Annotated in this window: 20 protein-coding genes and 1 pseudogene; 11 read left to right on the forward strand and 10 right to left on the reverse strand. The window is 63.2% G+C overall.

Annotation, left to right across the window (positions count from 1 at the left end):
• Positions 1–349: pseudogene (locus KBA32_RS10775) on the reverse strand (single-stranded-DNA-specific exonuclease RecJ); the annotation flags it as partial.
• A 7-nt stretch (positions 350–356) separates the two neighbouring features.
• Positions 357–1,424: a hypothetical protein gene (locus KBA32_RS10780; RefSeq protein WP_294358724.1), complete on the reverse strand. Its 1,068-nt coding sequence runs from the start codon at positions 1,422–1,424 to the stop codon at positions 357–359.
• A 152-nt stretch (positions 1,425–1,576) separates the two neighbouring features.
• On the opposite strand from KBA32_RS10780, the gene KBA32_RS10785 reads away from it, so the two are divergent.
• Together KBA32_RS10785 and lolD are read left to right on the forward strand one after the other, a co-directional pair.
• The gene (locus tag KBA32_RS10785) at positions 1,577–2,824 is read left to right on the forward strand and encodes a lipoprotein-releasing ABC transporter permease subunit (protein WP_294358727.1); all 1,248 of its coding nucleotides are present in this window, start codon (positions 1,577–1,579) and stop codon (positions 2,822–2,824) included.
• Complete coding sequence (lolD, locus tag KBA32_RS10790) at positions 2,817–3,509, forward strand: lipoprotein-releasing ABC transporter ATP-binding protein LolD (RefSeq protein WP_294358730.1); 693 nt, start codon at positions 2,817–2,819, stop codon at positions 3,507–3,509. The genes KBA32_RS10785 and lolD overlap by 8 nt, the downstream gene beginning before the upstream one ends.
• 104 nt (positions 3,510–3,613) lie before the next feature.
• Here the strand turns inward: lolD and KBA32_RS10795 are convergent, their stop codons facing one another.
• From KBA32_RS10795 to KBA32_RS10820, 6 genes are read right to left on the reverse strand one after another with little or no spacing between them, the layout of a single operon-like run.
• Positions 3,614–4,294 carry a Bax inhibitor-1/YccA family protein gene (locus tag KBA32_RS10795; protein ID WP_294358732.1) on the reverse strand — a complete coding sequence of 227 codons (681 nt, stop codon included), beginning with the start codon at positions 4,292–4,294 and terminating at the stop codon, positions 3,614–3,616.
• A gap of 50 nt (positions 4,295–4,344) precedes the next feature.
• Complete coding sequence (locus KBA32_RS10800) at positions 4,345–4,845, reverse strand: universal stress protein (RefSeq protein WP_294358735.1); 501 nt, start codon at positions 4,843–4,845, stop codon at positions 4,345–4,347.
• Complete coding sequence (locus KBA32_RS10805) at positions 4,842–5,822, reverse strand: TerC family protein (protein WP_294358739.1); 981 nt, start codon at positions 5,820–5,822, stop codon at positions 4,842–4,844. Before KBA32_RS10805 ends, KBA32_RS10800 begins: the two co-directional genes overlap by 4 nt.
• A gap of 8 nt (positions 5,823–5,830) precedes the next feature.
• Positions 5,831–6,859, reverse strand: a complete 1,029-nt coding sequence (locus KBA32_RS10810) for a DUF533 domain-containing protein (protein ID WP_294358743.1) — start codon at positions 6,857–6,859, stop codon at positions 5,831–5,833.
• Positions 6,831–7,709 (reverse strand): protease HtpX, encoded by an 879-nt coding sequence (htpX, locus tag KBA32_RS10815; RefSeq protein WP_294358748.1) that lies wholly within the window; start codon positions 7,707–7,709, stop codon positions 6,831–6,833. The genes KBA32_RS10810 and htpX overlap by 29 nt, the downstream gene beginning before the upstream one ends.
• A gap of 40 nt (positions 7,710–7,749) precedes the next feature.
• Positions 7,750–8,127 (reverse strand): HPF/RaiA family ribosome-associated protein, encoded by a 378-nt coding sequence (locus KBA32_RS10820; protein WP_294358751.1) that lies wholly within the window; start codon positions 8,125–8,127, stop codon positions 7,750–7,752.
• Between the two features lie 123 nt (positions 8,128–8,250).
• On the opposite strand from KBA32_RS10820, the gene nhaR reads away from it, so the two are divergent.
• The 7 genes from nhaR (at position 8,251) to KBA32_RS10855 (ending at position 17,552) form a co-directional block, all read left to right on the forward strand.
• Positions 8,251–9,177 (forward strand): transcriptional activator NhaR, encoded by a 927-nt coding sequence (gene nhaR / locus KBA32_RS10825; protein WP_294358754.1) that lies wholly within the window; start codon positions 8,251–8,253, stop codon positions 9,175–9,177.
• Between the two features lie 133 nt (positions 9,178–9,310).
• Positions 9,311–10,213 carry a Tim44 domain-containing protein gene (locus tag KBA32_RS10830; protein ID WP_294358756.1) on the forward strand — a complete coding sequence of 301 codons (903 nt, stop codon included), beginning with the start codon at positions 9,311–9,313 and terminating at the stop codon, positions 10,211–10,213.
• A 284-nt stretch (positions 10,214–10,497) separates the two neighbouring features.
• Complete coding sequence (locus KBA32_RS10835) at positions 10,498–11,499, forward strand: peptidoglycan-binding protein (protein ID WP_294358759.1); 1,002 nt, start codon at positions 10,498–10,500, stop codon at positions 11,497–11,499.
• A 141-nt stretch (positions 11,500–11,640) separates the two neighbouring features.
• Positions 11,641–13,998 (forward strand): DNA internalization-related competence protein ComEC/Rec2, encoded by a 2,358-nt coding sequence (locus tag KBA32_RS10840; RefSeq protein WP_294358762.1) that lies wholly within the window; start codon positions 11,641–11,643, stop codon positions 13,996–13,998.
• A gap of 57 nt (positions 13,999–14,055) precedes the next feature.
• Complete coding sequence (locus KBA32_RS10845; RefSeq protein ID WP_294358764.1) at positions 14,056–14,931, forward strand: alpha/beta fold hydrolase; 876 nt, start codon at positions 14,056–14,058, stop codon at positions 14,929–14,931.
• 227 nt (positions 14,932–15,158) lie between these two features.
• The gene (locus KBA32_RS10850; RefSeq protein WP_294358780.1) at positions 15,159–16,292 is read left to right on the forward strand and encodes a class I SAM-dependent methyltransferase; all 1,134 of its coding nucleotides are present in this window, start codon (positions 15,159–15,161) and stop codon (positions 16,290–16,292) included.
• Between the two features lie 18 nt (positions 16,293–16,310).
• On the forward strand, positions 16,311–17,552 hold the full coding sequence (locus KBA32_RS10855) for an L-serine ammonia-lyase (RefSeq protein ID WP_294358766.1): 1,242 nt from the start codon (positions 16,311–16,313) through the stop codon (positions 17,550–17,552).
• Positions 17,553–17,580: 28 nt separating this feature from the next.
• Here the strand turns inward: KBA32_RS10855 and KBA32_RS10860 are convergent, their stop codons facing one another.
• Complete coding sequence (locus KBA32_RS10860; RefSeq protein WP_294358768.1) at positions 17,581–18,873, reverse strand: NAD(P)/FAD-dependent oxidoreductase; 1,293 nt, start codon at positions 18,871–18,873, stop codon at positions 17,581–17,583.
• 140 nt (positions 18,874–19,013) lie between these two features.
• Positions 19,014–19,832 carry a zinc-dependent peptidase gene (locus tag KBA32_RS10865; RefSeq protein WP_294358771.1) on the reverse strand — a complete coding sequence of 273 codons (819 nt, stop codon included), beginning with the start codon at positions 19,830–19,832 and terminating at the stop codon, positions 19,014–19,016.
• A 379-nt stretch (positions 19,833–20,211) separates the two neighbouring features.
• Between KBA32_RS10865 and KBA32_RS10870 the strand changes: the two genes are divergently transcribed.
• Together KBA32_RS10870 and KBA32_RS10875 are read left to right on the forward strand one after the other, a co-directional pair.
• Positions 20,212–22,437, forward strand: coding sequence for a bifunctional (p)ppGpp synthetase/guanosine-3',5'-bis(diphosphate) 3'-pyrophosphohydrolase (locus KBA32_RS10870; protein ID WP_294358775.1), 2,226 nt, complete (start codon positions 20,212–20,214; stop codon positions 22,435–22,437).
• The coding region (locus KBA32_RS10875) for a flavin reductase (protein WP_294358777.1) at positions 22,434–22,682 on the forward strand (249 nt) is incomplete at its 3' end. The genes KBA32_RS10870 and KBA32_RS10875, both read left to right, overlap by 4 nt.

Raw genomic sequence — 22,682 nt, forward strand, 5'->3', positions numbered from 1 at the left:
CGTAGGTGAAGCGGTTAGGCACCAGATACTCGATTTCGCTGCCGGTGTCGCCGACAAAGGCACGCAGGGCGCGCACGCCGACCGCACAGGCGGTGGCGCCGTCGCAGTCGTAGTCGGCGACGATCAGAATCCTGGCTTGCGCTTCGATGGCGTCGGCGAGCAGCACGGCGGCGTCACCCGCGTGCGTGAGCTGCACCGGCGGAATCAGCGACTTGAGTTCGTAGTCGAGCTCGCTCTTCGTCTGAATGCCGCGTGCGGCGTAGATGCGGGCGAGCAGCGGATGCACGCCCTGCTGTTCGAGCTGCCACTGGATGCGCGGCGGGACGGGGCGGGGTTTGATATGGGTCATGAGTTGGTCAATCTGAGGCTTGGGCGAGCGCCAGCGCCAGATCGGCGAGCCGGCGCGGCTTTTTCCAGAACATCCACTGTTCGGTGCGTTGGCAATCCCAGTTCAGGATGGCGTAGACGGTCGTCGCTTCGATATGCAGTGACTTCAGCTGCCCCTTGAGCAGCGCCTTGCGCAGCGGAGCGAACCAGCGGACTTCAAGCGATTCGATCGCGTCGCGGTAGGCGGCGCTATTTTCGAACTGCACCGGGCCGATGAGATCTTCGAGAACGATCAGATGTTCGGTATCCGGCGCTGCGTGCTCGAAGAAGCGCTCGGCATCGGTCGGCACCGGGTGCGTGCGCACGCCGGCGGCGCGGGCCAGCCCACGCGCCAGCGTGTTCGTGCTCCAGACGCCGTCGAAATCGGTTTCGCAGCGCTCCGGCAACCGGCCGCTCCCCCACAACCACAGGCTGTTGACCGGCAAGCGGCCTTCGTCCTCGCGCCGGCGATTGACCGGATGCGCGTGCAATACCGTCTGGATTTCGTTCATCAGCGTGCGGATCGCTCGCTCATGCAGCAGTTCGGGCAGCAGGTGTTCGACGCTGCGCCCGGCGACGGTCGAGAGCGGCGGTGCGACGTAGCGGTGCAACGGCCCATTGCCCGTCTCGTCGGCCAGGTGCAGATACCAGCGGTCGGCGGCGCTGACGTGGAAGCGGCCGAGGTCGGCAAAGTGCGCGTTGAGACCGTCGGCCAAGGCTTGCGCTTCCTCGGGGCTGATGGAGAGGCTGGTGCCATCGGCGAGGATCAGACGCTCCTGGTGGAAGCGCAGATGCACCGGGTCGGCGATGAGCCACGATTTTTCCTCGATTTCGAGCGACGACTCCGTTTCGCCGAGCAGGCGGAAAGCGCCATACGGTGCGCCTTCCGGGTGACCGAACCGATCGGCGAGCGTCGCCTCCAGCGACTGCGGCGGCTGGCTCGTCTGTCGACCGCGCATGAGCAGCGTTTCGAGCGCGGGGCAGGCGAGGTCGGCGAGCGCATCGCGATCTTCGGGTTCCGGCCAGATGAGTTCGGGGACGACGAGGGTGAGTTGCATGCGCTTTCGGCTCGCGGGAGTGGGCTGAAACAGGCTGAAAAACCGGGGTGTGGACGCCGCCGGGTAGGCGAGATTGAACGCGAAGAAGTGTACCATAGCGACTTTTCCGGCCGCCTCTGGCCGTCCTCCAACCAAACGAGTCTCCGCCGCCGATGGCACTACCCTACGAACTCCTCATCGGCCTGCGTTACACGCGGGCCAAACGGCGCAACCACTTCATTTCCTTCATCTCGATGATCTCCATGCTCGGCATCGCGCTCGGCGTCGCGGCGCTGATCGTCGTGCTGTCGGTGATGAACGGCTTCCAGACCGAATTGCGCGGGCGCATCCTCGCCGTCGTCTCGCACGTCCAGATCAGTGGCGCGTCGGGCGAAATGAGCGAGTGGCCGCGCGTCGCCGAGCAGGCGGCGAAGCATCCCGGTGTGATCGCTGCGGCGCCCTATATTCAGGAGCAGGGCATGCTCTCGTTCGGCCAGGCCGTGCGTGGCGCGATGGTGCGCGGCATCCTGCCCGACATGGAGGACAAGGTCGCCGACTTCCGCTCGCACATGAAGGGCGGCAAGCTCGAATCGCTCGAACCGGATGCGTTCAACATCGTCCTTGGCCGCGAGCTGGCGCGTGCGCTCGACGTCAATATCGGCGACAAGGTGACGCTGATCGCGCCGCAGGGCGTGGTGACGCCGGCCGGCGTGGTGCCGCGCCTGAAGACCTTCACCGTCAGCGGCCTCTTCGAAGTCGGCATGTTCGAGTACGACAGCGGGCTGGCGTTGATCCGCATGGAGGATGCGCAGCGCCTGTATCGCATGGAAGATCGCGTCTCCGGCGTGCGCTTGAAGCTGGAAGATCTGTTCAAGGCGCGCGCGATCACCGAGGAACTCGCCAATACGCTCGATACGCCGGCCTACATCAGCGACTGGACGCGCAGCCACGCCAACTTCTTCCGCGCCGTGCAGATCGAGAAGAACATGATGTTCATCATCCTCTCGCTGATCGTCGCCGTCGCTGCCTTCAACATTGTCTCTACGCTGGTCATGGCGGTCACCGACAAGCAGGCCGACATCGCCATCCTGCGCACGCTGGGGGCGAGTCCCGGCAGCATCATGAGCGTCTTCATGGTGCAAGGGGCGCTGATCGGCTTCATCGGCCTGGCGCTCGGCGTCGCCGGCGGCGTGGCGCTGGCGCTCAACGTCGATGTCGTCGTGCCGTTCATCGAGCGCGTGCTGGGGACCGAACTGATGTCGAAGGAGGTCTATTACATCTCCGCCTTGCCGTCCGAGTTGCAGTGGGGCGACGTGATCACGATCACGCTCGTCTCCTTCGTGCTTTCTCTGGTGGCGACGCTTTATCCAAGCTGGCGCGCCTCGCGCATCAATCCGGCGGAGGCACTGCGCTATGAGTGAAAACAAGAACATTGTGCTGGCCTGCCAGGGCCTGCAAAAGATCTATCGCCAGGGATCGCGTGCCGCGTTCGAAGTGCCGGTGCTGATGGGCGTCGATATGGAAATCATGGCCGGCGAGCGCGTAGCGGTGGTCGGTGCTTCCGGCTCCGGCAAGAGTACGCTGCTGCACCTGCTCGGCGGACTCGACTCGGTGACCGCTGGGACAATCCAGCTGATGGGGCATGATCTGGCAGGAATCAGCGATGCCGAACGCGGCTTCATGCGCAATCGGCATCTCGGCTTCGTCTACCAGTTCCATCATCTGTTGCCGGAATTCACCGCGCAGGAGAACGTCGCCATGCCGTTGCATATTCGGCGCATGCCGAAAGACGAGGCGAACCAACGCGCGGCGGCGATGCTCGCCGAAGTCGGCCTGTCGCACCGGTTCGATCACACGCCGTCGGAACTCTCCGGCGGAGAACGTCAACGTGCGGCGATCGCCCGTGCACTGGTCACCGAACCCGCCTGCGTGTTGGCTGACGAGCCGACCGGCAACCTCGACCGGCAGACGGCCGAAGGCGTCTTCGAGCTGATGCTGGCGCTCAACCGTTCGCGGCAGACGAGCTTCGTGATCGTCACCCACGATCCGGGCCTGGCTGCGCGTGCAGACCGGATCCTGACATTGCAGGACGGGCGGTTTCTCTGACGTTTCGACAGTACGCAGGGCGGCGCGGAAAAAGCAATCGGGGGAAGGCAGTCGCTGCCTTCCCCCGATTTTTAGATGCGGATCAGTCGCTAACCGAAGATCGGTCAGTCACTGCTGTTGGCAAACCCAAGCAGGTGCAAGAGGCTGGTGAAGAGGTTGAAGATCGTTACGTACAGGTTGACCGTGGCCATCACGTAGTTGGTCTCCCCACCGTGGATCATGTTGCTCGTCTCGAAGAGGATGAAACCCGACATCAGCAGCACGAAGGCGGCGGAGACGGTGAGCGAGAGCGCCGGAATCTGGAAGAAGATCGCAGCCAGGCCCGCCAGGAAGGCGACCAGAATGCCGACCATCAGGAATCCGCTCATGAAGCTGAAGTTTTTGCGCGTGGTCAACGCATAGCCGGAGAGCGTGAGGAAGATCACCGCCGTGCCGGCCATCGCCATCATCACCGTTTGTCCGCCGTTTGGCAGGCGCAGGTAGTAGCCGATGATCGGACCGAGCGTGTAGCCCATGAAGCCGGTCAGCGCGAACACGGAGGCAATGCCCCAGCCGCTGTTGCGCAGCTTGGTGGTCAGGAACAGCAGGCCGAAGTAGCCGACCAGCGTGATGATCATGCCCGGATGCGGCAAGCGCATGGCGAGCGACAAGCCGGCCGTGAGCGCCGAGAAGAGCAGCGTCATCGACAGCAGCATGTAGGTGTTGCGGATCAGCTTGTTGCTGGCCAGAACGGATCCGGTTCTGGCGTTCGGCATCGGAACGGTCTGGATTCTCGGGTTGGTCATGTCTATCTCCTTGGTTGTTGCGAAACTATAAACAGGCAGGGTGGAAACTTCTAGCGAACGACGAGTACGGATACCGGGCTCAGGTGAATCACCTTGTAAGCCACCGAGCCGACCAGCAGATTCTCCGTCGCGCCCAGCCCACGGCTGCCAATCACGATCGTTTGACAGCCGAGGTGGGCGGAAAGTGCCACGATGGCGTCGGCGGCGTCGCCCATCACCACGTGTAATTGCCAGGGCAGTGCCGAGGCACTTAGCAAGGCGCGTGCTTTTTCCGTTGCTTTCCAGCCGCGATTTCCGAGTTCGGACTCGGCGGCTTCCCGGCTCAGCCAGTGCTGCACATTGACGAGGTGAAGCGCGCAACCCTTGATTTGTCCCGCCAGGCGCGCAGCTTCGGCGACGGCGCGCAGCGAGTGGTCGGAACCGTCGATGGCGACCAGCCAATGCATGCCGCCGGGCGGCGTGTTTGCGCCGCCGTCCACGGTCAGTCCGATCAGCCGGCCGTCCGGGTCGCGGTCGATGCGGCTCGGTGACGGCATTTGCGTCGTGTTCATGAGGATTCTCCTGAAAGATCATCTTTCTTCGAAAGCGCCAGGCTCAAGATCACCGACACCAAGATGATGCAGCCAACGATCGACAGCGACCACTGAATCGGGATGTGGAACCACGGTACGGCGAGCATCTTGCCGCCGATGAACACGAGAACGATCGCCAGTCCGTACTTGAGCAGATGGAAGCGGTCCGCCATGTCCGCCAACAGGAAGTACAGGGCGCGCAAGCCCATGATGGCGAAGATGTTCGAGGTGAAGACGATGAACGGGTCGGTGGTGACGGCGAAGATCGCCGGGATGCTGTCGACCGCGAAGATCACGTCGCTCGCCTCGATGAGCAGCAAGACGAGGAACATCGGCGTCGCCCACAACACGCCGTTCTGGCGCACGAAAAAGCGTTCGCCCTTGAAACCGTCGGTGATGCGCAGATGACCGCGCAGCCAGCGCAGCAGGGGATTTTGTTCAAGGTCCGGCTCGCTGTCGGCGAAGACGAGCATCTTGATCCCGGTGATAACCAGAAACGCGCCGAAGATGTAGAGAATCCACGCGAACTGCGAAACCAGCCAGACACCGGCCAGAATCATCCCGGCGCGCATCACGATCGCGCCGAGCACGCCGTAGAGCAGGACGCGGCGCTGCAATTCGGGCGGCACCGCGAAATAACCGAAGATCATGACGAAGACGAACATGTTGTCGATCGACAACGACTGTTCGATCAGGTAGCCGGCGAGAAACTCCAGCGTCTTGCGTTGGGCGATGACCGCCCCTTGCGTGTCGTTCAGATACCACCAGAGCAAGCCTGCAAAAGCCAGTGCGAGGCAGACCCAGGCGATGACCCAGGCTAGCGCCTCCTTGACCGCAACCCGGTGCGCCTTCTTTCCGCCGAAGACGAAAAGGTCGAGCGCCAGCATGGCGATGACGAAGGCGATGAAGCCGGCCCACATCGGGGCGGTGGCGAAGGTGTCGGGGGTTGTCGTCATAAGCTGGTTCAGGTGCCTTTGATGATGGACATGACCTGTCCCATGTCCAGAGTGTTTGCTTTTTGCTGAATCTGCGGCAGGTACTGCGTTTGCATCTGCTTGGCCGGGCCGAGCAGGCTGTTGAACGTCTCGCGCAGGAGCGCCGAACTCATCGTCCGCCCGCCAGCATAATAGCGACGGGCGACCTGCCCGAGCGCATACGTGGTCGCGAATGAAAACGCCATACCGGTCGCAGCGCTGCCCATTTTACCAAATGCCTTGCCCGCGGCCTTGCCGAGCAGCCCGCCGAGCAGCTTGCGTCCGAACTGCTCGAGATACTGGGAGGTGAGGCCCACTCCGGCGGCGGCGATGAATTCCTTGATATGCCCCTGATCCAGCTCGACGCCATGCGCCTTGCCGATGCCATAGACCATCTTGATCTGCAACGGAATGATCGCCATTGACGCCCAGGATTGCGGCAGCAGTTCGAGCGCGCCGTTCAGCAGGGCGTAGTTGAGGATCGACTTGTCGAGTTCGGCACTGGCTGGAATCGTCGGCTGTCCAGCCAGCAATGGCTCCGCACGATCGACAGCGGCCCTTGCCGGCGCCGCCGATTCAGCCAGATCGACCAGCGGATTGAGTTCGCCCTCAATGGCTTCGGTTCGCTCGCTGTCGAGGGCGAGCGCCGCTTTCAGCCGGTCGAGGAAGGCGCGTTCGGCTGGCGTCACGCGGCCGTCGGCCTCGCAGACGCACACCGCCATTTCGTAGGCGAACTGACGCTGTCCTTCGTCGGTCAGCGTTGCCGTGGCGGTCGCCAGGCTCAGTCGCTTGAGCAATACATCCTGATACAAGCGCGCCAGATCGATTGAATCGGGCTCGCTCGCCAGCGATTCGGCGATGCGCCGCACTTCCTCGCGCTCGCGGTCGTCCTTGGCGCCATCGGCAAACGCGGCGAACAGGGTGATCGCGAGAATGGAACGTTGTTCTTCAGCTGTCATTTCGGGCTTCCTGGTTACTGTTTGTGGGCCGTTACTTCTCGGCTGCCTTGAGCGCGGCAATGCGTTCTTCGAGTGGCGGGTGCGTCATGAACAGCCGCTTCAATCCACCACCGACACCGCCGGCGATGCCGAATGCCGCCATCTTCTCCGGCAGCGGTTGCGGGTGCAGCGCGTTCAGTTTTTCGAGCGCGGAAATCATGTTGCGCCGCCCGGCGAGGCTCGCGCCGCCCTGGTCGGCCCGGAACTCGCGACGGCGCGAGAACCACATGACGATGATCGAGGCGAGGATGCCGAGCACCAGTTCAGCGATGATCATCGTGACGAAAAAGGCCGGTCCATGGCCGCGTTCGGTCTTGAACACGACCTTGTCGACCAGATGACCGATCACGCGCGAGAGGAACATCACGAAAGTGTTAACGACACCCTGGATGAGCGCCATCGTGACCATGTCGCCATTGGCCGCGTGGGCGACTTCATGGCCGAGCACGGCCTCGGCTTCCTGGCGTGTCATCTGCTGCAACAGCCCCGTCGATACCGCGATGAGCGAGCTGTTCTTGCTCATGCCCGTGGCGAAGGCGTTGACGTCCGGCGACTCGTAGATTCCCACCTCGGGCATCTTGATGCCCGCTTCCGAAGCGTACTTGCGGATCGTCTCGACGAGCCAGAACTCGGTCGAGTTGGCGGGAGTATCGATGACATGAACGCCCATGGCCGTCTTGGCCGACCACTTTGATATGGCCAGCGAAATCAACGAGCCGCCAAAACCCATCACCGCGGCAAAGACCAGCAGGGAACCGAGATTCAGTCCGTTGGCGTTGAGATAGGGCTCAACGCCCAAAAGGCGCATGGTGAATGACAACACCAGCACGATGGCCATATTGGTCGCGAGGAAGAGCACGATACGTTTCATTGCAGTAACACTCCTGTATGAACTCGGTTGGTATCGACAATCACTGGCTCGGTACGGACTCGCCATCGGTCGCGAACAGATGTCTGAGCGGTTTCGGCGCCTTTCCGACAGCCTGGTTGCGCCGCCTCGACAACCGCCGACCGAGCGTGTTGCCCGCGCGATTGACCGCGCGATCGATCGCCACATAAAGGTCCGAGTCGGTTTCCTCGATCACGACGCCGCGATGATGAGGCAGCGCGATCTGAATCTGGCAGCGCTTGTCGAAGCCGCCACGCGGGCCGTTGATGTCGGAGAGTCTCACTGTAACGCTGTTGATGTCGTGGTGGGCACGGTCAAGCGCGAATTCAAGGCGTCGCTCGGTGTGCTGGCGCAGTCCGTCGGTCAGATCGATTCCACTGGTCTTGATGTCGATTCGCATGAGGCAGATCTCCATTCACGTTGATAACGGTTGTCATCGTATGGGCGATTGAAGTATCTTACAAATCGATTGTTTTTAATTTTGCCATCGAAATATTCGAAGTGTTAACGGGTGGAGAAAGATTTGGCGACACTCAACTACAAGCATTTGCGCTATTTCTGGATGGTTGCCAAGTCGGGAAGCATCGCGCGGGCCAGCGCGCAATTGCATCTCACGCCACAATCGATCAGCGGGCAGCTCAGCGAATTCGAGGGCTCGCTCGGCGTCAAGTTGTTCCGGCGCGTCGGGCGTGGCCTCGAACTGACCGAAACGGGCCAGCGCATGCTGGGCTACGCCGAGCAAATCTTCACGCTGGGCAACGAACTGGTCGAATCATTGCGCGACGATGCACCGCAGCAAAGCGTCCCCTTCCGCGTCGGTATTGCCGACTCCGTGCCGAAGATGGTTGCCTATCGGCTGGTACAACCGTCATTGGAACGCAACGAGCCGATCAAGCTGATTTGCCGCGAAGGAAGATTGGCAACGCTGCTGGCCGATCTGGCCGTCCATCGGCTCGACATGGTGATCGCCGACCGAGCGATGCCCGATCACCTGAATGTACGCGGCTACGATCACTTCCTCGGCGAGAGTGGAATCAGTATCTTTGCTGCGAAAGCGTTGGCCGAAAGTACTGCGACACCGTTTCCGCAGTTGCTCGATGGCGCCCCGTTTCTGATGCCCGGGGCCGAAGTGGCGCTGCACGCGCGCCTTTTGCGCTGGTTCGAAGCCGAGCGCCTGCGTCCGCGCATCATCGGCGAGTTTGACGATAGCGCCTTGCTCAAGGCCTTTGGTCAGGCGGGCGTGGGATTTTTTGCTGCTCCGACGGCGATCGATGATTACGTTATCCGGCACTACGAGGTTCAGGTCGTCGGACGCATCGAGACGGTGCGGGAACAGGTCTATGCGATCACCAACGAGCGCAAGTTAACCCATCCGATAATCGCCGCGATTTACCAGTTCGCAAAGCACGACATTTTTGGCGACAAAGCGGGATCGAAGCCGAACGCTTGAGTACGCGGGCGCGAACAGGAGCGGAAAATGATCAGTATTTATCGAGCAATAAGTACCGATAATTCTGTTTTTCTTATTCATTGGCGGCGACTAAGCTGCGCGGCGTCGTCGTCCATTCCTTCAGGAGAATTTGATGAAAGCACTATCTTTACTCGCGGTCATATTGACCTTGGGATTGTCTCTCGGTATTTCCGACGCGGAAGCGGCCAAGCGCCTGGGCGGAGGCAAGTCGTTCGGCATGCAACGCCAGATGACCGCGCCGACCAAAGCACCGACTGCCGCCCCGACGCAGAGTCCGTCAGCGGCCTCTGCCGCGACGGCGGTGCCGGCAACCGCTGCGGCGCAAGCGCCCAAGCGCTCATGGATGGGACCGGTTGCCGGTCTGGCAGCAGGTCTTGGATTGGCCGCACTCGCTTCGCATCTCGGCTTCGGCGGTGAGTTGGCGTCGATTCTGATGCTCGGCCTGCTTGCCGTGGCGATCGTTGCCGTGATCAGCTTCTTCATGCGCAAGCGTAGCGTCGGCCAGTCGCCGGCAATGGCCGGGGCGGGCGGTTTCCAGTACCGCGGTTCAGAGACCGACTACGCGCCGTCGGCAGAGAAGGGCAACGTCGTGTCGATGCCGGGTTCGGGCGTCGGTGCAAACGCGCAGGCGGCGAGAAACATCCCTAGCAACTTCGACGTGGATGGATTCGTGCGCAACGCAAAGGTTAACTTTATCCGCCTGCAGGCCGCCAACGACGCGGGGAATCTCGACGATATCCGCGAGTTCACAACGCCCGAAATGTTCGCCGAAATCAAGATGGGCTTCGCCGAACGTCATGGTGCGGGGCAGGAAACGGATGTCGTCACGATCGACGCCGACGTGCTCGAAGTGGCCGAAGAAGCGACACGCTACGTGGTCAGCGTCCGTTTCACCGGACTCGTGCGCGAGGAGAGGGACGCTGCCGCCGAACCGATCGATGAAGTCTGGCATCTCGTCAAGCCGCGCGAAGGCAAGGGCGGTTGGCTGCTGGCTGGGATTCAGCAGACGCAGTAGTTCGCTTTCGGTTGAACGCAAAATTCTCGCCTCGATGGAGGCGAGAATTCGGTGCCCGAACAGTCTCGCTGTTCGGGCATCGGTTCGTTTACGCAGCCGATGCGGGCGGCACCGGCGCATGCCTGCGTAACGCCTGCGCGATCTATTTGACATTGACCTGAATCTAGAAGGCACGAGATACTCTCGCCGACACGGCGAAGCGGACTGTCGTCCTGAATTTTCTGCCGATCGTGTTGTCTTTCTCGCTGTCTCTTTTCCAGTTTCCGTTCTGAAAGGGTTGTTCCATGAAAAACAAGGGTTTGGTGGGCGCTGCTGCGCTTGGCTTGTTGGTCGGTTTGTCGGGCTGCGCGACGATGCAGACAGGCTCTGCCGACGCAAAGACGGTTGCCACAGGTTCCGCCGGTGGGGCTGAAAGCCAGAACGCCAATTCGAAGCTGCCGCGTTGTGATGCTTCGCTCGGAACCATCGCGGTGGTCGAAGATACCTCGGCGCCTTGGTACGGAATCCTGACCGGACAGTATCACCTTGGATCGACCACCCCGGTCCTGAAACTGCTGATTCAGCAGTCCAATTGTTTCGTCGTGGTCGAGCGTGGTCGCGCGATGGACAACATGATGCAGGAGCGGGAACTCGCGAAGTCGGGCGAATTGCGCTCCAACTCGAAGTTCGGCGGCGGCCAGATGGTTTCTGCTGATTACTCGCTCTCGCCGTCGATCACCTTCTCCAACAATAATGCCGGCGGAGCCGGTGCGGCGATTGGCGGGTTGTTCGGTTCGGTCGGCGCACTCGTCGGCGGCAGCCTGAGCGCAAAGGAAGCCAGTACCCTGCTGACCCTGGTGGATAACCGGTCAGGCGTCCAGCTGGCGGCATCGGAAGGCAGTGCAAAGAACTGGGATTTCGGCGCGATGGGTGGTCTGCTGGGGTCGGGCTTCGGCGGCGTGGGTGGCGGTTACTCCAATACCGCTGAAGGCAAGGTCATTGTCGCGGCCTTCCTGGATTCCTATAGCGGAATCGTCAAGGCCGTGCAAAACTACAAGGCGCAAAACGTGAAGGGCGGTCTCGGAACAGGCGGCAATCTGGCTGTCCAGGGTTCGGAAAGCGCCGGGCAAAAAATGACCTTGCGCGATGCGCAGTCCCGTTTGAACGAGTTGGGGTTTGAAGTCGGTACGCCGGATGGCCGCATGGGTGCGAAGACGCGCTCGCAATTGAGCAAGTTCCAGCAATCGCGCCGGATCCCGGTGACCGGCGTGCTGGATCAGGCGACCAGCGACGAACTCTCGCGCTAAGCGAGACGGCATCGTAGTTGGAGCGGACATAACGCCGACTGTCGGTCCATGCGGTCGGAGAGAAAACCGGGAGATTCCAATTCCCGGTTTTTTTTGTTTCCGACTTCCTGCATCGCGCGTGGCGAGCGAGAATCCCGATCTATGCGCCTTCCCATCCTTTCGTTTGCCTGCGGTGTCCTCGTTCTCCAGTTTCAGCCGGAACTGCCTGAGGCGTGGCAACTGGCGCTCGCTGGCCTGGCCGGCCTGGTTCTGTTCTGCGTTGTCGGTTGTGGCAAACGATGGCTCGCCGCGTGGGCAGCGCGGGGCATCGTCATGGTGTCCTGTCTCGCGCTCGGGTTCGTGTGGGCCGGCGCAATGGCGCGTTGGCGTCTGGCAGACCGGCTGCCTCTGGCGTGGGAGGGGCAGGCGGTCGAACTGAGCGGCGTCGTGACTTCGCTGCCGCAGCGTTTCGAGCGCGGCGAGCGTTTCGAATTCGATGTCGAAAACGTGTATACGGCCGGCGCGACAGTGCCGTCGCACGTGATGCTGTCGTGGTATCGCTCCTGGGACGATCTCGACGATACCGGCAAAAAAGACGAAGTGCGCCCCATTCGGCCGGGTGAGCGCTGGCGCTTCACGGTCAAGCTGAAGCGCCCGCATGGCAACGCCAATCCGCAGGGTTTCGACTACGAGGTCTGGCTGCTCGAACGCTCTGTCAGGGCGACCGGAACGATCAGCGCGAGAGCGGGGGTTCAACGCCTCGACGATTTTGTGGCGAGTCCGCGCTACGCGGTGCAGCGGGCGCGTTCGGTCATTCGTGACCGTTTTCTGACAGCGCTTCCGGATGCGCCTTACCTCGGCGTTTTGATTGCCCTGGCGGTGGGTGATCAGCGTTCGATTCCCGGCGATCAGTGGCAAGTCTTCAACCGTACCGGGGTCACGCACCTCGTGTCGATTTCCGGACTGCACGTGACGATGATCGCCGCGTTGTCCGCCGCGCTGCTCGGTTTCCTCTGGCGGCGCAGTGGGCGGCTGATGCTCTTTCTCCCGGCGCAGAAGGCAGCGGTTGTCGCCGGCTGGCTGGCGGCGTTTAGCTATGCGCTGCTCGCCGGCTTCGAGGTTCCCGCCCAGCGCACGCTCTACATGCTGAGCGTTGTCGTACTGGCGCTGTGGAGCGGACGCAACATCGGCGCGAGCCGGACGCTGCTGTGGGCCATGTTTGCGGTACTGGTTCTCGATCCGATGGCTGTTCTGGCGACCGGCTTCTGGCTTTCATTTGGTGCAGTGGCGACGCTGCTCTTTGCCGGAGCCGCACGCATCGGCGAGGTGCGCGGATGGCGTGCCGTGCTCGCCCGATGGGGCGCAGCGCAATGGGCAGTGACGATCGGTAGCGTGCCGCTCTTGCTCTTCTTCTTCCAGCAGTTCTCGCTGGTTTCGCCGCTTGCCAATGCCGTGGCGATTCCTTTTGTCAGCCTTGTCGTCACACCGCTCTCACTGATCTTTGCCGTGCTGCCCTGGCCGCCGTTGCTGCAATTCGATCACTGGTTGCTCGCACAGTTGATGAAAGCGCTCGAATGGCTGGCCGCCTATCCGGCCTGGCAACAGCCGGCGCCGCCCTTATGGACTTCGCTGATGGCGCTGGTCGGTGTTGTCTGGCTATTGATGCCGCGCGGCTTTCCGTCGCGCTGGATCGGCGTCATTCCGCTGTTTCCGGCCTTGTTTTGGGTGGCACCGCGCCCCGGCATCGGCGAAGCATGGGTCGAGGTGCTCGATGTCGGGCAAGGCTCGGCGGTTCTCGTTCGCACGGCAGAACACGCCTTGCTCTATGATGCCGGCCCCATCTACAGCACGCAATCCGATGCCGGCCAGCGTGTCGTCGTGCCATATCTGCGGGCGACGGGCGTCGGCCGGCTCGACGCGATGGTGATTTCCCATCGCGACAAGGATCATTCGGGCGGCGTTGCCGCGGTACAGGCCGCGCTGCCGATCGCACGGACGCTCTCTTCGCTGCCGGAACTCGGCGGCGAACCGTGCTCGGCGGGACAGCATTGGGCTTGGGACGGCGTGCGTTTCGACATTCTTCATCCGCAAGCGGCCGATTACGACGTGGAAGAGACGAAACGACCGGCGCAGAAGACAAACAGCATGAGCTGCGTCCTGAAAGTCAGCACGGAGAATCGCAGCGTTCTTCTGACCGGTGACATAGAAGCGCGCGACGAGAAGGCCATCATTGAACGGTCGGCGTCGCAGGTGCGCGCCGATGTGCTGCTGGTGCCGCACCACGGCGCGCGGGCATCGTCGTCGCCCGGGTTCATCGAAGCGGTCGGTGCGCGCGACGTCGTCTTTTCGGCAGGTTATCGCAATGCCTTCAATCATCCGCGCCCGGAGGTACTGGAACGCTATATTGGCAGCCGTCACTGGCGCACCGATCGCGATGGCGCGATCCGCATCGCGATCGCGGATGCGAGCGACGTATCGGCGTGGCGTAGCGAGCGGCGGCGTTACTGGCATTCGCAGTGAGGACGGCTATTGTTGGGTAAGCGGCGCAGCGTCGTCACGACGGAAGAGGGAGGCGAGATGAATACGCAAAATGCACGGCATGAACCGCGCGAGCGCAGCGTCCAGTGCGCCTCGCCGTCGGGCTTGCATCGCATGGCCTATACCGAATGGGGTGATCCGGCCAATCCGCAGGTACTGGTTTGCGTCCACGGTCTGTCGCGCAACGGGCATGATTTTGACGACCTTTCGCGTGCGATGGCCGGCAGCCATCGCATCGTCTGCCCCGATATTGTCGGGCGCGGGCGTAGCGATTGGCTGCGCGACCCGTCCGGTTACGGCGTTCCGCAGCACGTGGCCGACATGATGGTGCTGATCGCCCGCCTCGACGTCGAAGCCGTGCATTGGCTCGGCACCTCAATGGGCGGCCTGATCGGCATGGTGTTGGCCAGTCTTCCCGGTACGCCGGTCAGTCGTTTGCTGCTCAATGACGTCGGGCCGGTCGTTTCGGCCGAGTCGATCCGGCGCATCGGCGAGTACATCGGGCGGGCGCCGAAGTTTTCCGGCCTCGACGATGCCGAGCGCTACATCCGGGCGGTCAGCGCGCCGTTCGGTGCATTGAACGACGCGCAGTGGCGGGCGCTGACCGTGAGCAGCGTGCGCCCGATGGCGGATGGCGGCCTGGAGATGATCTACGACCCGGCGATTGCGGAATCCTTCCATCGCGCCACGGCTGGTGGCGTGGTCGACCTGTGGCCGATGTTCGACCGCGTTCGTTGTCCGACGCGCGTTGTGCGCGGCGAGCTTTCCGATCTGCTGAGCACGGAGGTCGCGCAGGCGATGACCGCGCGCGGGCCGCACCCGGATCTTGTCGAGGTGTCCGGCGTAGGTCACGCGCCAATGTTCATGGACGAGGCGCAGATCGCCATCGCGCGGGAGTTTTTTACGGCCGATTGACCGTTCGCCGGACCGATGCGCCGTGATGCTTGTCTTGCGGCAGCGAATCGGGCCGAAACCGGCGCTCGCCGGTGATGAGACGATGGTTGGTCTGTATGATGCGCCCCGAAGAACAACGGCAAAGACACGATGACCGCCATTCCAGGCTCAAGGAGCACATAGTGGAGAAGCAGAAGCAGAAGCTGACAGCGGGCGCACGGACGGCAGCATCCGGCGAAACGCCCGTCGTGCGATGGGTCGAGAACGGCGAGGAGCGGAGTGCTGCGTGGCGCTCGGAGGCCGGCGTCGCGGTGCCGAAGCGCGTGCAGCTCGCCGATGACACCTTGAATGCCGACACCGCCTATCGGCTCGCCTGCGAAGGCACGGCGCTGCTGTGGCGTGGCGACTTCCAGAATGCGCGGCAGTTGCTGCAGGCGATGGCGCGGCGGCTTGACCGCAAACCGGAGAAGAGTACGCCGGCGAAGTCCCCGCCGTCCGTGAACGATGCCTTCAACCGGCACCGCATGGCGCAAGCGCAACGCGCCCGCACGCTCGGCATGTTGCTGATCCCGTTCGGCGCCGACCATGTGATCGCGCTGCGACGTGCGCCCGATGCCCGGCAGGCTTGTGCCGAGGCCTACGGCGAGGCGGCGGCGCCTTATGTGGCTTCCCTGCGCGAGCTGCTCGGCGCCATCGGTGCGCACGAGTGGCGCAAGAAGGGCGTCGAGATCCCGGCACTGGCCGGGCGCATCCACCCGCATTACGGCGTTTTCTCGCCGGTGCGCGGCGAGTACGTGGCCATGGTCGCCAGCGCGCCCCTGCCGGCGGCGCTGGCGGAGAACAGCCTCGCGTTCGACGTGGGGACGGGTACCGGCGTCCTGTCGGCCGTGCTCGCCCGGCGCGGCGTCCGGCACGTCGTCGCCACCGATCAGGACCGTCGTGCGCTCGCATGTGCGCGCGAGAATGTCGAGCGCCTGGGAATGAAGGCGCAGGTTGAAGTGATCGAGGCCGACCTTTTTCCACCCGGTCGCGCGCCGCTCATCGTCTGCAATCCGCCGTGGGTGCCGGCGAAGCCGAGTTCGCCGCTCGAATACGCCGTCTACGACCCGGACAGCCGCATGCTGCGCGGTTTCCTCGGCGGTCTTGCCGAACACCTGGAAGCGGGCGGCGAGGGCTGGTTGATTCTTTCCGACCTGGCCGAGCACCTCGGCCTGCGCCCGCGCGCCATGCTGCTCGAACTGTTCGACAAAGCCCGGCTCAAGGTCGTCGGGCGGATCGACGTGCGGCCGACGCACCCAAAGGCGCTTGATACCTCCGATCCTTTGCATACCGCGCGCGCGGCCGAAGTGACCTCGCTCTGGCGCCTGGGTGCGGCCGAATAATTCAAGAAACCGACAACAATGAAATCACTGACCGAACTCTATCGCATTGGCCTGGGGCCATCGAGCAGCCACACGATGGGGCCGCGCTTCGCCGCGCAGGCGTTCGCCGCTGACTTGCCGGAAGCCTGCGCACGCGTTCGCGTCACGCTGTACGGCAGCCTCGCCGCAACCGGGCGCGGCCACCTGACCGATCGCGCCGTCAGCGAGCCGTTCGCCGCGTGCCCGGTCGACATCGTCTGGTTGCCGGAACAGGTGCTCCCGCGCCATCCGAACGCGCTGCAGTTCGAGGCGCTCGATGCGGCCGGCGCCGTCCTCGCGTCGCGCGTCGTCTATTCGCTGGGCGGCGGTGCGATCCTCAACGAGGGCGAGGAATCGGGCAGCGGCCGCGAAGTCTATCCGCACACCTGCATGTGCGACGTGTTCGCCCAGACCGAGGACGAGAACCAGCAGCTCTGGGAGATCGTCGATCAATGCGAAGGCCCGGAAATCCGGCCCTTCCTTGCCGACATCTGGAAGGCGATGCAGCGCGCCATCGAGCGCGGTCTCAATGCCGAAGGGCGCCTGCCCGGTAGCCTCAACGTGCCGCGCAAGGCATCCGCCTACCACGCGCGGGCGCAGAGCATGGCCGGCTACTTCGGGCAGACGGCGCTGCTTTTCGCCTACGCGCTCGCGGTTTCGGAGGAGAACGCCGCCGGCGGCGAGATCGTCACGGCGCCGACCTGCGGCGCGTGCGGCGTCCTGCCGGCCGTGCTCTACTTCCTGAAGCAGCAGTCGAATCTCCCGGACGAAAAAATCCACCGCGCGCTGGCTACAGCTGGGCTGATCGGCAACCTGATCAAGCGCAACGCGTCGATTTCCGGCGCCGAGGTCGGCTGCCAGGGCGAGGTGGGGACAGCCTGCGCGATGGCGGCCGGCGCCGCCGCCCAATTGCTCGGCGGCTCGGTCAGCCAGATCGAGTACGCGGCGGAGATGGGGCTGGAACACCATCTTGGCCTCACCTGCGACCCGATCGGCGGTTACGTGCAGATTCCGTGCATCGAACGCAATGCGATCGCCGCCGTGCGCGCCGTCGACTGCGCCGCCTACGCGCTGCTCTCGGACGGCCGCCACATCGTCTCCTTCGACGAAGTCGTGCGCACCATGTGGGAGACCGGCTGCGACATGAAGGCCAGCTACCGCGAAACCGCCGAGGGCGGGCTGGCCAAGATTCACATGATGCGCATCAAGGGCGCGAAGAGCTTTCCGGGGATGGGGAGCTGAGTGCGGGGGGAATTGAAACCGGCGCGATTTACGCGTCCGTTTTGCGATAGGTGGTGATCAACCGCGCGCCGCGCTTGTATGTGAGGAATGACCACAGCCAGTTGATGGACACGGTCAGCCGGCTGCGGAAATCGATCAGGAAATAAATGTGAACGATGCCCCAGAGCCACCAGGCGATCGGACCCCGTAGCGAAATCCAGCCGAAGTCGGCGATGCCGGCTCGGCGGCCGATGGTCGCCATATTGCCCGGATTGCGGTAGCGGAATGGAGCCGGCTTTACTGCGCCGCGCACCGCCGCCAGAATGAGCTGACCGACGTAGCGCCCCGCCTGTTTGGCCGCAGGGGCGACACCGGGTACCGCGTGGCCACCGGCGTCGGTCAGTGACGCGGTGTCACCGATGGCGAAGATGTGCGGATGACCGGGCACACTGAAGTCCGGCTCGACACGCAACCGCCCGGCGCGATCAGCGTCTGCGTCGAGCCAGCGTGCGGCCGGCGACGCCCGAACCCCGGCGGCCCAGATGATGGTCGCCGCCGCAATGCGTTCGTTTGGTTCGCTGCGTTCGCCGTCTACCGTGACGCTGCCCGCATCGCAGCCGGTGACGCGCGTGTTGATGCGCACCGTCACACCGAGCCGTTCGAGCGATGACTTGGCCGCGGCCGAAAGCTCTTCGGGAAACGCTGGAAGTACGCGCGGCCCGGCTTCAATCAGATAGACACGCGCCTGGCGCGGATCGATGCAGCGGAAGTCCTTGGCCAGCGCAGCACGCGCCAGTTCGGCAATGGATCCGGCCATCTCGACGCCAGTGGCACCGCCGCCGACGATGACGATGGTCAGGTTTGCGTCGCGCTCGGCTATGTCGGTCGCCATCTCGGCCATTTCGAACGCGGTGAGCAGGCGCTCGCGGATGGCGACGGCATCTTCGATCGTCTTCAGTCCGGGAGCGTAGGCGCCCCACGCGTCGTTGCCAAAGTAATCGTGCCGTGCACCGGTTGCCAGGATCAGATAATCGAACGCAACAGTGCTCTCGCGCACACCGTTGTCCACGCAGACAGTACGCGCCTCGGCGTCGACTCCGACAACTCGTCCGAGCACGACAGCCAGGTTCTTCTGGCGGGAAAACACGCTGCGGATCGGCGCCGCAATGTCGGCCGGCGACAACCATGCGGTCGCCACCTGATAGAGCAGCGGCTGGAACAAATGGTGATTGCGTTGATCGATCAACACCAAATCGACGGGCGCCGCCTCCAGCGCTCTGACGACTGCCAATCCACCAAAACCCGCTCCGATCACGGCCACCACGGGACGTTTTCTTTCCACAAGGCACTCCTTTCTGTCAATCGGGTTTCCTTGAACGTCCTCTGTACATCGAGCACTTCCTGGCGCTGAGTTCCGGCAGTCGAACTGGTGCAATAACCCCATTGTGCGATTGACCGGTCGAGTAGCAAGAGGACTTTCGGTCAGGAGGGTGAAGTCTGGCCGTTGAGCGAAGGCCCAACCGGGTCCTGTCGGTAGAAACTGCAAAATTGGCCATAGAGCGCCGGATAGACTTCGCGCAGAGTTTCCGGCTCTTCGAAGAAGGACTCGCTCATGACGGCGAAGAACTCGCCGGGGTTTTCGGCGGCGTAGGGATCGAACGGGAGTGCTGCGAAGAGATCCTCGCCGGCCCGTTCCCAGCGGATTTCGGCCTCGTCGACGCGGTCGCAGAAGTCGTCGTAGGCGGCGAGCAGCGTGTCTTCCCACTCCTTGCGCGCGATTCCCGGCGGCAGCGGCGGAATGCCGTCGGCGGCGCCGCCCAGCATGTCGAGCTTGTGCGCGAACTCGTGGATCACGACGTTGTAGCCGTCGCCGGCCATCTGCGCGTCCTGCCAGGAAATCAGCAACGGCCCGCCATCCCAGGCTTCGCCCGAGGCGATATCGTCGTACTCGTGCACGACACCGAATTCGTCCTCGACGCTGCGCGGAATGACGAACTCGTCGGGGTAAACAACGATGCCGACCCAGTCGCGGTAGCATTCGAGCCCGAGATTCAACACCGGCAGGCAGCCCTGCACGGCGATCGAGACGCACATGGCGTCGGTCAGCTCAAGGCCGCCCGCGCTGGTGAACTCCTTTTGCGCGAGGAACTCCCGGGTCAGTGCGCGCAGGCGCAGCCGCTCTTCTTCGTTCAGTCGTTCGAGAAAAGGCAGCGACGCCAGCGTCGATTGCCAGAGCTCGTCAGGCAAGGGCGAGGCGTCTTTCGCGCCGCGCAACCAGCCGATGAGTTTGCCGATGACCATGTCAGCGTGACTTTCCCGCGGTTGTCGGTTGAAGGCCGGGCCGGGAAGTCCGGGACCGGCGGAAATGAAGGAAGCGCGCATTATCCTAAAAACTTCACCGCAAAGGCGCGAAGTCGCAAAGATCGCAAAGGAAACAACAGGTGGGTCGTACTTGATCATTCACCCCATGGGTGACTACGGAAGATACGCGCCGTTCGCGTAGCGCTTTGATTTTCTTTGCGAACCTTCGCGCCCTTTGCGCCTTTGCGGTGAAGAACTGAGGTTTTAAGGATTATAGAAGGATGCGTCAGCGAAGCCGTTCATGCGTCTGTCTCCGGTCCTTGCCGGCCGTCACTAACGACCTCGAATTCGCCGGGGTGTGCCGGTTTATAATGCACGCATGGTTTCCGTCGTCCATTCCGTCGCTGCGCAGAGCGACCTCGAGCACTCCCTCCAGACCCTGAGCGAAGGGCTTTCCGCCGATGAGGCGGAAGCGATTCGTGCGGCGGCGGAGTTTGCGCAATCCGTTTATGGCGACAGCGCGCTCGGCAGCGGCGAAGGCGTCTGGCACCACGCGCTGGGCATGGCGCTGATCCTCGTTGGCTTGAAACTCGACGCCGATTGCCGGCTGGCGGCACTGCTCTTCGCGGTGCCGCGCTTCGACGACGAAGGCGTGATCAAGGTCAAGGAGCGTTTCGGCGAAGGCGCGGCCGAACTCGTCAACGGCATCTTCCGCCTCAATCGTTTGCGTCCGATCACCAAGGGCTTCGTTGCGCATTCGGCGGAGAGCGGCGAGCAGAAGCCGGCGGAAGTGAAGGCGCAGATCGAAATCCTGCGCAAGATGCTGCTGGCGATGGTCGAGGATATTCGCGTCGTTCTGTTGCGCCTCGCCTCGCGTACGCAGACGCTGCGCCACTACGCGATGGAGCCGAACGAACTGCGCGTTCCGGTCGCGCGCGAGACGCTGGAGCTCTATTCGCCTTTGGCGAACCGTCTCGGCGTCTGGGAGCTGAAGTGGGAACTGGAAGACCTCTCGTTCCGCTTCCTGCATCCCGACACCTACAAGAAGATCGCCAGGCAGCTCGACGAGAAGCGCGGCGAGCGCGAGCAGTTCATCACTGACGCCGTCGCCCGCCTCAAACGCGAGCTGGCGGCCGTTGGCATCACCGATGTCGAGATCTACGGGCGCCCGAAGCACATTTACAGCATCTGGAACAAGATGCGCAAGAAGGGCGTCGAGTTCTCCGAGGTGTACGACATCCGCGCCCTGCGCGTCATCCTGAATGACGTGAAGGACTGCTACACGGTGCTCGGCATCGTGCATAACATCTGGTCGCCGATCCCCAAGGAGTTCGACGACTACATCTCGAACCCCAAGGGCAACAACTATCGCTCGTTGCACACCGCCGTGAGCTGCCCCGACGGGCGCTCGCTCGAAGTGCAGATCCGCACGCGCGAGATGCACAAGCACGCCGAACTCGGCGTCGCCGCGCACTGGCGCTACAAGGAAGGCAGCAAACGCGGCGTGGGCGACAGCTACGATGAAAAGATCGCCTGGTTGCGCCAGCTGCTGACGTGGAAGGACGAAGTCTCCGATTCGTCCGACTGGGTCAAGCACTACAAGGAAGCCGCGCTCGACGAGACGATCTACGTGATGACGCCGCAGGGCCGCGTGGTCGACCTGCCGCGTGGCGCGACACCGGTCGACTTCGCCTATCGCGTGCATACGGATCTCGGCCATCGCTGCCGCGGCGCCAAGGTCGACGGGGCACTGGTGACGCTTAACTCGCAGCTCGAAACCGGGCAGCGCGTCGAGATCATCGTCGCCAAGCAGGGCGGCCCCTCGCGCGACTGGCTCAATTCCTCGCTCGGTTATCTCTTCACGCATCGCGGGCGGGCCAAGGCCCGGCAGTGGTTCGCCAGCCTCGCGCTCGAACAGTCGGTGGCCGACGGGCGCGCCATCGTCAGCCGCGAACTGCAGCGTATGGGCGAGACCGGCATGAGAATCGAGGAACTCGCCGCTAAACTTGGCTTTGCCAAGAGCGACGATCTCTTCATAGCCGTCGCGCGCACCGACGTGACTTTGCGTCAGTTGCAGGCGGCGGTGCGCGGAACCGATGTGGTGCCGGACGACAAGATCGTCGTCGAACCGCCGGTGACAAAACGCAAGGCAAGTGATGAAGCCGAGAAGGGCATTCTCATCGTCGGCGTCGACAAACTGCTGACTCAGTTGGCCGGTTGCTGCAAGCCGGCGCCGCCCGACCCGATCGTCGGCTTCGTCACGCGTGGCAAGGGCGTCTCGATTCACCGCGCCGACTGCTCCAACTTCGCCAACATGGAAGCGATGCATCCCGAGCGCGTCATCGAGACGGCGTGGGGCCGGGAAACCGACGGCGTCTTCGCCGTCGATATCGTCGTCGAAGCCAACGATCGTCAGGGTCTGCTGCGCGACGTCTCCGAGGTGCTGACCAAGGAAAAGCTCAACGTCATCGCGGTCAGCACGCAATCGAAGCAGGGCACGGCGCACATGCGCTTCACCGCCGAGGTCAACAACGTCACCCAGCTCAAGCGTACGCTGACGCAGTTGCATGAGGTCGACGGCGTCGTCGGGGCGCGGCGCGCATGACGTCAATGGAGGAAGTCCCGCTTGCCAAGAGCTATCTGCTGCTCAACCACGGTCCGGTGACGCTGGTGAGCAGCGCGGCCAATGGCCGCAGCAACGTAATGGCCGCCGCTTGGGCGATGCCGCTCGACTTCGATCCGGCGAAAGTCCTGCTCGTCGTCGATAGCCAGACACTGACGCGCGAGTTGATCGAAGTCTCGGGCGAGTTTGCGCTCAGCATTCCGTGTCGCAGGATCGCCGACAAGGTG

It is taken from the genome of Propionivibrio sp. (assembly GCF_017995515.1).
GTDB lineage: Bacteria > Pseudomonadota > Gammaproteobacteria > Burkholderiales > Rhodocyclaceae > Propionivibrio.